Source organism: Bacillus pretiosus, from assembly GCF_051294775.1.
GTDB lineage: Bacteria > Bacillota > Bacilli > Bacillales > Bacillaceae_G > Bacillus_A > Bacillus_A wiedmannii.
In genome coordinates this window covers 1-279 of sequence record NZ_JBPPHF010000657.1, presented here as the reverse complement: position 1 = coordinate 279, position 279 = coordinate 1, and the positions used below count along the sequence as shown (strand labels likewise).

Genomic DNA, 279 nt, shown 5'->3' with positions numbered 1-279 from the left:
ATGTTTGTCTCGGAGATGTGTTTTATAGACAACATAAAGAATTTAAAACAGCTGCATACATAGGTGAAGAATGGAAAGCACCGGAAGGACTAGATAAAAAAGAGAAGGTCTTTCAATATTTAGAGAGTAAGAAAGATATGTTTAAATTAGCAGGAAATATTGATAAACACTTCAATGTCGTTGGAGTGGAAAAAGATGCTGAATCTGGTACGACACATGTGAAGTTAGTTGAGAAGCATAATAACATTCCTGTGTATGGTTCAGATCAAACTGTTACAC

Annotated in this window: 1 pseudogene; it reads left to right on the top strand. The window is 34.4% G+C overall.

The features are described from left to right. Positions 1–279, top strand: a pseudogene (locus tag ACSG5Z_RS32570) (peptidase M4 family protein); the annotation flags it as partial.